This is a genomic window from Streptococcus sp. 10F2, assembly GCF_054331515.2.
This window is the reverse complement of sequence record NZ_JBTGGE020000059.1, coordinates 1-8,127: the sequence shown is the minus strand read 5'-3', so window position 1 is coordinate 8,127 and position 8,127 is coordinate 1. Positions and strand designations below refer to the sequence as shown.

Genomic DNA, 8,127 nt, shown 5'->3' with positions numbered 1-8,127 from the left:
TCCAGAATTAAATCCTATTGAAAAAAGCTGGGCTATTTTAAAAAAATCAGTTACAGAATTACTTCGTAAAATGGACTCTATAACTGATGCAATAACATACTATTTAAAAACTAAATGACTATAACTAAATCCGAATATGTATCATAGATCAATATTTACACCCACTTTCCGCTATTCTAGCTTTATCATAAGAGATAATAGAAATTTGTGGGTTAAGGGGACAAGTCAGTACCAATAGAAAAAGCCTCACTAGTGAGACTTCTTCTTATTATTCACTTTTGCCTGAGAAATCATAATAACCATAACTTCTAGGACTTCTGCTCAGCTCAAAAATCCGAATTGTTTGTCCACCATCAGACAGGGCTAGTTGATAAGCACCTTCTGAATCTTTAATGGTTGGATTTTTATCTCTACTTGTAATAATTGTAAAATTATCTGTTCCTTTGAGATAAGATTCAAGACTAGTAATAACTCCTTTTGTAGCAGATGGAATATCATCTTCAGAAATCACTGAAAAATAAATCTTTTTCCCATTAGAATTTGAAATACTGTTTTCTTTTTTATTAAAAGCGAGAGTATCTCCCCCCTCAATAAACATTAGCCCTTGATAACTTTTAGAATTTGAATACCCTACATAGCTATCTTTGAGTTCTGTTTTAATAATTTCTTCAGGAGTTTTTGGACCACAGGCTGCCAGAAAAAATAAAGAGAAACCAAGCAAAATTAAACCAACTACTCTTTTCATATCTCCAATAATCTCCTCTCCGATTTTAACAATATCAGTATATCAAAAAACGCTTTCATGAAACAAGTCTTTTTTCCATTTCAACATCAATTTTTAGATATTCTCTTATATACCTAAATAGTCAGGAATTTATACCACATCATCCGCAAACAAACCATACTCATCTTCATCATCAAGCACTGCTGCAATCGCTGCACTCATTAATTCACTTGTGGAAGTAAACTGTCCCTTACGAATACTTGGGGTCAACTTTTTGCGAGTTGCTAGTTTCGGTTGCTCTCCATTGGTCTGCAGACGACTTTCCAAAGCAAGCCGCCAATCAATGATGTTATCAAAAGTAGAAGCAGCCTCTACTGCAATATCCTGTAAATCAAGCTCTCTATGCTGACTTTCAACTGGAATATCCGCTAGGCTCATATCATGATCAAACTCATTTTGAAGGAACATGTAGCGATACGGAAGGCTAGTTTTCTCATGTAGAAAAATTGGATCTGTCGTCACCTTTCGTCCCGATCTATCCCTAGCTTTCACCCCACGTAGGATAACCGCCTCTCCTTCTTGGAGTTTGGCCAGTTGGGTAGGAGTTAGGAGTTCTTGTCTTGCACTATCTATAGAGACGTTGGGATTGGCTTCATCAAGAATATTACTTGACCGTCTCCGCCTTGTAATAGTTCGAGTTCCTAAAGCCTTACTAAAAGCTTCATTAGTTTTTGCGGAAGTAGATTTGACATAAATTTGAAGCGAACAGTTGTCCTGAATTGTTTTTGCTGTATTTTCACCATACTTATCAATCAGTTGCTCTAAATTTTGAATCCAAAGATAATACAAAATATTTTGGGCAAGACTAATTGAAATTTTAGTATCCATATGGGGAATAGCAGGTACATTGGTAAACTCATCCAACACATGTAAAATCCGATTAACACATTTACGACCATTGGATAAAGCTAGCTCATAATTTGCATTAAAGAGTTGATCGAGAAAAAGAGAAATCAAACTATTATACTCAGTACGATTGGGAGGAGTTACCAAATAGATAACTTTGGGATTATCGGAATAAATAAATTCAATATCCTCTACTCCCAGCAATTCTTGCTCTCCCTGTTCCACCTGATCAACTTGAATATAATCTAGAATAGGCTTACCAGTATATGGATCTAATACGAAATCCGAGCCCTCTTTTTTAAACTGTTTCTCAGCTGAAAATTGGAAACGCTGCTCCCTAATAACAGAAATCCCATTATTTTCATGATCAAAGTTGACCAAGACGATAAACTTATTGGGAAGTTTGGGCCCTATGACATAGTTTAGATAACCTTCTCCATCTACCAAAGCTGTAGCTTCACTGACATAATATTTTGCCTTGCCGATCCCCATAGCTGGACTATAGATACTAATCTTAGCCGTTTTATGAGCAAAGTCATTTTGAACAGCTGTATTAGAACTTGAACGGAATTTAATGGTTAGCCTCCGAGGAAATCCAACCGATTCCAGATCAATAGAGTTCTTAGAAGTTAATTTAGCAATATTGTCTTGTAAAAAGAGATTGATCCCAGACATCATACTGGAAAACACATTCCCTTTTGTTTCTTCTGAAGCAAAGTCCGATGAGCGAAAATTCAAATCAGCCATATCTCTAAATTTAGAAAACTGCTTCTGATTAATTTTTCTCAAATTATCAAAATAGACGGTAATTTTTGACTTTTTCTTAACGTATTGATCACGGCTAGGATTCTCAATGATGGTTCCGTAATCATCCACAAAGACTTCCTCAGAACCTAAATCTGTTAGGAATTTAGCAATATTCCGAATGGTAACTGTATCCCAGGCATCTTCTTCACCATTTTTAAAAGCCTCGCTGGCACGATCAATCAAGGCCATTGCAATCGCATTAAAAAGTGAAATAGAGGTATCTTCCCAATACTTGGCATTTCCATTTCCTACCCCTGGTTTTGTTTTACGATAGATAGCCTCTGCTACTGCATTGACCCTGGTCTGTGTCTTTTCATAGTAACCCCTTTTAGCGGCATCAATTGCTAAAGCTAGCGGATTATAAGACATAGACCAGTCCATATTTTGAAAAGACAGAACATTGACATCATATCCTCGTGCTCGCATGGTTTTATAGGAAGATTGATAGTGCTCGCCTTTTGGATCTCCAATAATCATTGAAGGCTGTTTTTCAGCCCTACTATTCATTTCAATCGTTGGAGCGATATGCCCTTCACCTTTCCCTGACCGAGTCATACCAATCCCTAACATATTTGTAGTGCTATCATCAATAAAATAGGATCCTGATGATTTCATATCTAGCCCTAGGATTCTTTCAGCCCAAGTTATATAAGAACTGATCTTTCGATTTTGCCACATCATCTGAGCACCCAAAGTCCATCCTGCAAGATTTTTCTTTGTTTCATGAAGAACAGGTACTCCCCCTTCTCCCTTAAATCCTTCTGCTTTATTAGGAACTTTCTTATATTGCCTATGAACATCTTTTACAGTCGCAAATCGATCATCTCCTTCTTCGTTATGATTATAATCGCGATACTGCTCAAAATTAACCCAAGCAGATCTCCAAGCAATTACTAGTCCAACTAAAAAGATAGGAATCGCTAAGATAGGGGCAATTCTAAATACTCCAATATTAAATAGATTTTGAAGCAAGAGACTATCTAAATCAAAAATAACCACTTGACTGGAATCCCGAATCGTCAGCAATGATAGATAAATGAAACGAATACAGGCTCTTAAAACAGTCACAAAGTAATTGGTAAAGAGAAGAGCTATCAAACTAAACCCCAGCCCCATTCCAAGAAAACTCCAAAAAGTTCTAAAGTGTAGAATAGGTTTTACCTCTTTTTCAAATCGTTTACGCTCCCGTTTTACAAATGGAATCCAATAGATACATCGTAGGAGCACATTTCCAAATATTAAGAAAAAATAAGCAAAACTACTATAAATAATTCTTTTGAAAAATTTCAGGTTAGCTTTCTTTTGCCATCGATTCACTAACATTCTAACCTCCCTTCAAGTAACGCTCAACCTTCTCACCATAGAATGTTGAAAAAAGAAACACTTGAAACTGTACTTCAGGTGATGCAAGTGAATAGCGTTTTAGATAAGAATTGATAACTTCCTCAACTCCCAAACGTACAGTTTCAAGCCGACTATCTTTGACTTGATGTAAGTAATTTTCAATTTGGAGTGAATCCGCTATTAGATCATCCGATAAAGCATATGATTGTCCTTTCATTCTTGTACCCTTTCTACAGCATACACACTAAGTTATATAACTTAGTGTGTATGCTTACTACTTTTTAAAATGGTTCCTCTGCATCTAAATAATCAGGAATAGCAGGATTAGAATAAGAATGAGACATCTGCTCTTGTCTGCGTTTATCAGCTGCTGCCTTACTTTCTAAAAACGTTATTCCCCCTTGTTTACTAGGAAGAAGATACTGATAAATTCTCTTTTTACCCGCTTTATTGAGATAAGGTTTTTGAATCATTTCCCCTTTTACTAGAATTGGCGATCCTTTTACAAGACTCTGTGCCATCACTTCTGCCTGTTTTCCATAAACTTGAACATGAAAATAACTTGGAATCGCTACATCATTCTCATCTCTTAAACTGGAATTACAGACAAATTCAAACTTAAAACTGACATGACCATTTCCCGTTTTTCCAACTGCATCAGCTGGAACATCAGCTACACGTCCATAGGCAATAAATTCTTGCATTTTCTTTCCCCCTTCGATAATAAAGACCACAAGAAATCACCAAACAGCATTTCTTGTGGTCAACTAGTCTATTTACAATATAGATCCTTCTGAAGTAAATCTATACTTACTGACGTTTCCGTTTTGTAACGAATGCACCTGCAGAAGTCAATCCTGCCATTAAAGCACCGACCAAACTCATTACTGAAGCCTCTGTTCCAGTATTTGGAAGAGCCTTAGCTGCTGCTCCTTTTGGAGCTTCTGGAGTAACTGGTTCAGCTGGAACTACTGGTTTTTCAGGTTCTGGTGTAACAGTCCGAACAATCTCTGATTTAACTGGATTACCATTGACATACAGTGTGTATTGGTTCTCAACTTCACCTGCCGCAATCCGCTTCACTACAAGGAATACATCTGCTCCAAACTCAGAATCACGTGGAATTTGTTTCAAGAAATCTTCCTTGAAAGCCAATTCGTAAAGACCAGTTTCTTCGTTATATTTAACCTCAGTATACTTAGATAAATCTGATCCTTTTTCAATCACTGTTCCATCTGACAATTTAAAATCAACTTTAGCAACTACCGAATCACGCAAGAACATATCATGAGTGTGCTGAAGCTGATCTACAAACTTATATTCATAGAGATCATAGGCACGATTTGTTGGAACTACCCAGCCTTCAAGACGATAAGTTGCTTCTTCACCAAGACCCACTGTACCATTGTTGATTGACTGACCGTCCTGCTTATCAAGAACATCCTTATGAACTTCCATTTTCGGAAGGTTATTTACGACAATATTAGAATAATAACCATTTCCAAAATCGATTTGGTAAGTACCATTTGTAATATCTCCTTCAGTAAAGCTTTCTTTAATCTTGAAGGATAGATTGTAGGTAATGTCCAATCCTTTTTGAACATAAGCTTGATAAAAAGCTTGTGGATCTTTGGCTACCCACATATAGAATTCGCCAACTGGAGAAATACCTGATTCTTTAACAATTGCTTGAAGTTTTTCATCAAGAGCATCTTGAGAAAGCACATGGTACATATCAAGTAATTCACGAACATCATCGCCATTTGCTGCCTTGATAGAATCTACTTTCATTGACTGACCATCAAGTGCTTCATCCAAATAATCATCAATATAGATGAAACCTTTGGCAATTGAATCCTTCGATGCTTCCATCCCTTTGTACTGATCAAAGTTTTGAGTTAACACATAGTTTAAGTCAGAATTTGGAAGAACGGATTGACCATTGATTGATTTCCCTGTTGTTGGATCAATCACATCCTTCTTCGGTTGAATCAAATTATCATTTGGTGTTGGATCTTCACCATTTGGAGTTTTCCGTGGATTCTCTGGATCATTCCCTGGTGTGTAGATAACTGGAGTATTTGAAACAACCTTATATTCACCCTTAGGAGTTTTTACTGTCGTTGTGAAAGTGTTTTGATAAGTTCCACCATCATTTTGAGGTGATCCTACAAAATAGGCAACTGGAACATTTACGTTTTGAGAGCGATTAGCATTTAGGACACCAAGAGTCAGATCAGTAGCTACAAATTGTAGTTTACCTTCTTCATCCATTGTAACAACCCATGCACCAGCATTCTTCTCTTTGGTTGCATCCATATCAACCAAGAAATGAGCTGGAGCTGGATCATCCATCACATAAGAAGTAACTTCCTGACGACCTGCTTCAAGAGAAGCATTCTTCAATTCCCAAGTAGCAGTTGAACCTTTGGGAACAAGTTCCCCATCTACAGATACACCATCTTCATTCACAACAGCCTTCACGTTAGCTGGTGTTTGTTTTACCAGAACTGGATGCACTTCAACCTTAACCATTTCCACTTCAGGAACTGGTACGTGAGGTTTAACGGTTGGTGTTTTAGGAGTGAAAGTTACAATAACTGGACTCACATATTCTGGTTCTGCTACCGCTGGTACTTCTTTCTCAGGCTCAGGCGTTACAGTTTCTAATGTTGGCTCTTGTGGCTTAGCAGGCATATCAGATGCATGATAGGTCAATGTCGCAAAAAGAGAAGAAGGGGCAGAAATGACCCAACGTGGCTCTGTTTTCAAAAACATCAACTCAGAAGAGGTTTCACCATCTGATAAAATAATTTCTTTATCTAATGCAAAACTCTTACCGATATTCTCAACACCAATTGAAGAGAGCCCATCAAAGTTCCGACTATAGAGAACATTGCCAGCTAGATCTTTATAAGAAGCACTGATATTACGATCTACTGCTGTCGTAGGTCGGATAAGATCCAGCTGCCAAGAATTTAGGCTAACTCCTGTAATCTTAGCAATGGCTTTCTTTGTAGCCTCATCATAGCTCAATGTATAATTCAGTTTACCTGTAACTTTAGTATTGGCAAAGACCCCATCTGTGTCGGCTTGTGGCTCACGAATAACAAAATTACCTTCGGAATCAACTGTAACCACATCTGTTGTTCGTTGCCCAAATCCTTCCAAGGTCTCAGAAACCCCATAACCATCAAATTGAACATTATTTGCTTCCGATTTACCACGATCACCCAATGCCTTCTCGTAAGCAGCTAATAGTCGATCATACTCTGCTTTCTTTTGAGCATTTGTAGCTTCGGCTTTTTCTTGAGCTGCTTTATTACGTGCTGCAATTTCCTTGTTTTGTTCCACAATTTCTTGAGCTTTTGCAAGTTGAGACTCATACTCTGCTTTTAGTTTCGCATTTTCAGTATCTGCTTCTTGTTTTGCTTGAGCATTTCGTTGTTCAACTGCTTGCTTCTCAGACTCATTCTCTTTTGCGATTCGATCTGCTTCAGCTTTATTTTCTGCATCAATTTTAATATTCTCAGCCTTAGCATTTTCAATAGCAGCTGTATTTGCTTCCTTCTTAGCAGCAGCTTCTTCTACTGACTTAGTTTGGCTTGCAAGATCTGTATTTGCTTTTTCAAGAGAATCATGTGTGACTTCAGCACCTTGTGAAGCTTCAACTCCTGCATTTTTAGCATCTTCAACAGCTGTATTCAGTTCTTGCGAAGTGACTTCTGATACCAAAGCTCCTGTCTGGGTACCAGCTTGATTAGCCATATCTACATTTGCTTGTGGAGCTTCTGGTTGAGCTTCTACAAGATTTGTAGCTGGGTTATTCGTTGTTACGACAGCAGTAGTTGGTTCTACTGGTGTTGTTGCAACTTCATCAGCGGAAACCTGACTTGTGCTACCGAAAGCCAAAGCTCCAGCAAGTGAAATACCACATACCAAACCATATGCTTTTGATTTACGGAAAAATCCGTGACCTTTTGTTTGTGAGTTCATTTAAATCTCCTTTTTAAAATTCTTTCTTAGCCTTTTTATGACTTGCTCAGGTCAGATAAATTCGTTTAGATAGTTGTTGATTTTCTTTTTTTTCAGCTGAACAAGTCCTAAAATACTCATCATACCAAGTCCAGCCAACCCTAATTGAGAATCTCTTTCACCAGTTGAAGGAAGAGTTTCATTGGAACTTTCTTCTTGGTGATTATCTGACATCCCTTTAGTTGAAATCCCGAGTTTATCAGTTTATGTTGTAGCCGATCCAGTTCAATTACTTGATAGAACTGGATTTTTTTAAAGCTCTCGTTAGATTTTGTTTGTGTTGTATGCAGTTGTATGATATAATGGAAACA

The 8,127-nt window shown here is 37.4% G+C and carries 6 protein-coding genes; all 6 read right to left on the bottom strand.

What is annotated here, in order from left to right:
- Positions 1 to 268 precede the first annotated feature (268 nt).
- The 6 genes from ACXM1Q_RS08170 to ACXM1Q_RS08145 all read right to left on the bottom strand — a co-directional run bounded on the left by ACXM1Q_RS08170 (position 269) and on the right by ACXM1Q_RS08145 (position 7,990).
- Positions 269 to 745 carry a lipoprotein gene (locus ACXM1Q_RS08170; protein ID WP_458517644.1) on the bottom strand — a complete coding sequence of 159 codons (477 nt, stop codon included), beginning with the start codon at positions 743 to 745 and terminating at the stop codon, positions 269 to 271.
- Between the two features lie 129 nt (positions 746 to 874).
- Positions 875 to 3,760, bottom strand: a complete 2,886-nt coding sequence (locus tag ACXM1Q_RS08165; protein WP_458517643.1) for a VirD4-like conjugal transfer protein, CD1115 family — start codon at positions 3,758 to 3,760, stop codon at positions 875 to 877.
- 1 nt (position 3,761) lies between these two features.
- The gene (locus ACXM1Q_RS08160) at positions 3,762 to 3,998 is read right to left on the bottom strand and encodes a hypothetical protein (RefSeq protein WP_458517642.1); all 237 of its coding nucleotides are present in this window, start codon (positions 3,996 to 3,998) and stop codon (positions 3,762 to 3,764) included.
- Positions 3,999 to 4,062: 64 nt separating this feature from the next.
- A complete protein-coding gene (locus ACXM1Q_RS08155) occupies positions 4,063 to 4,485 on the bottom strand; it encodes a single-stranded DNA-binding protein (RefSeq protein WP_458517641.1) in 423 nt (140 codons plus the stop codon).
- Positions 4,486 to 4,591: 106 nt separating this feature from the next.
- Positions 4,592 to 7,777, bottom strand: a complete 3,186-nt coding sequence (locus ACXM1Q_RS08150) for an SspB-related isopeptide-forming adhesin (protein ID WP_458517640.1) — start codon at positions 7,775 to 7,777, stop codon at positions 4,592 to 4,594.
- Between the two features lie 51 nt (positions 7,778 to 7,828).
- Positions 7,829 to 7,990, bottom strand: a complete 162-nt coding sequence (locus tag ACXM1Q_RS08145) for an LPXTG cell wall anchor domain-containing protein (RefSeq protein WP_458517639.1) — start codon at positions 7,988 to 7,990, stop codon at positions 7,829 to 7,831.
- Positions 7,991 to 8,127 lie beyond the last annotated feature (137 nt).

Excerpts from the sequence above, each read along its gene's own strand:
- ACXM1Q_RS08165 (WP_458517643.1), bottom strand. The coding sequence starts at position 3,760 with ATGTTAGTGAATCGATGGCAAAAGAAAGCTAACCTGAAATTTTTCAAA.
- ACXM1Q_RS08160 (WP_458517642.1), bottom strand. The coding sequence starts at position 3,998 with ATGAAAGGACAATCATATGCTTTATCGGATGATCTAATAGCGGATTCA.
- ACXM1Q_RS08145 (WP_458517639.1), bottom strand. The coding sequence starts at position 7,990 with ATGTCAGATAATCACCAAGAAGAAAGTTCCAATGAAACTCTTCCTTCA.
- ACXM1Q_RS08170 (WP_458517644.1), bottom strand. The coding sequence starts at position 745 with ATGAAAAGAGTAGTTGGTTTAATTTTGCTTGGTTTCTCTTTATTTTTT.
- ACXM1Q_RS08150 (WP_458517640.1), bottom strand. The coding sequence starts at position 7,777 with ATGAACTCACAAACAAAAGGTCACGGATTTTTCCGTAAATCAAAAGCA.
- ACXM1Q_RS08155 (WP_458517641.1), bottom strand. The coding sequence starts at position 4,485 with ATGCAAGAATTTATTGCCTATGGACGTGTAGCTGATGTTCCAGCTGAT.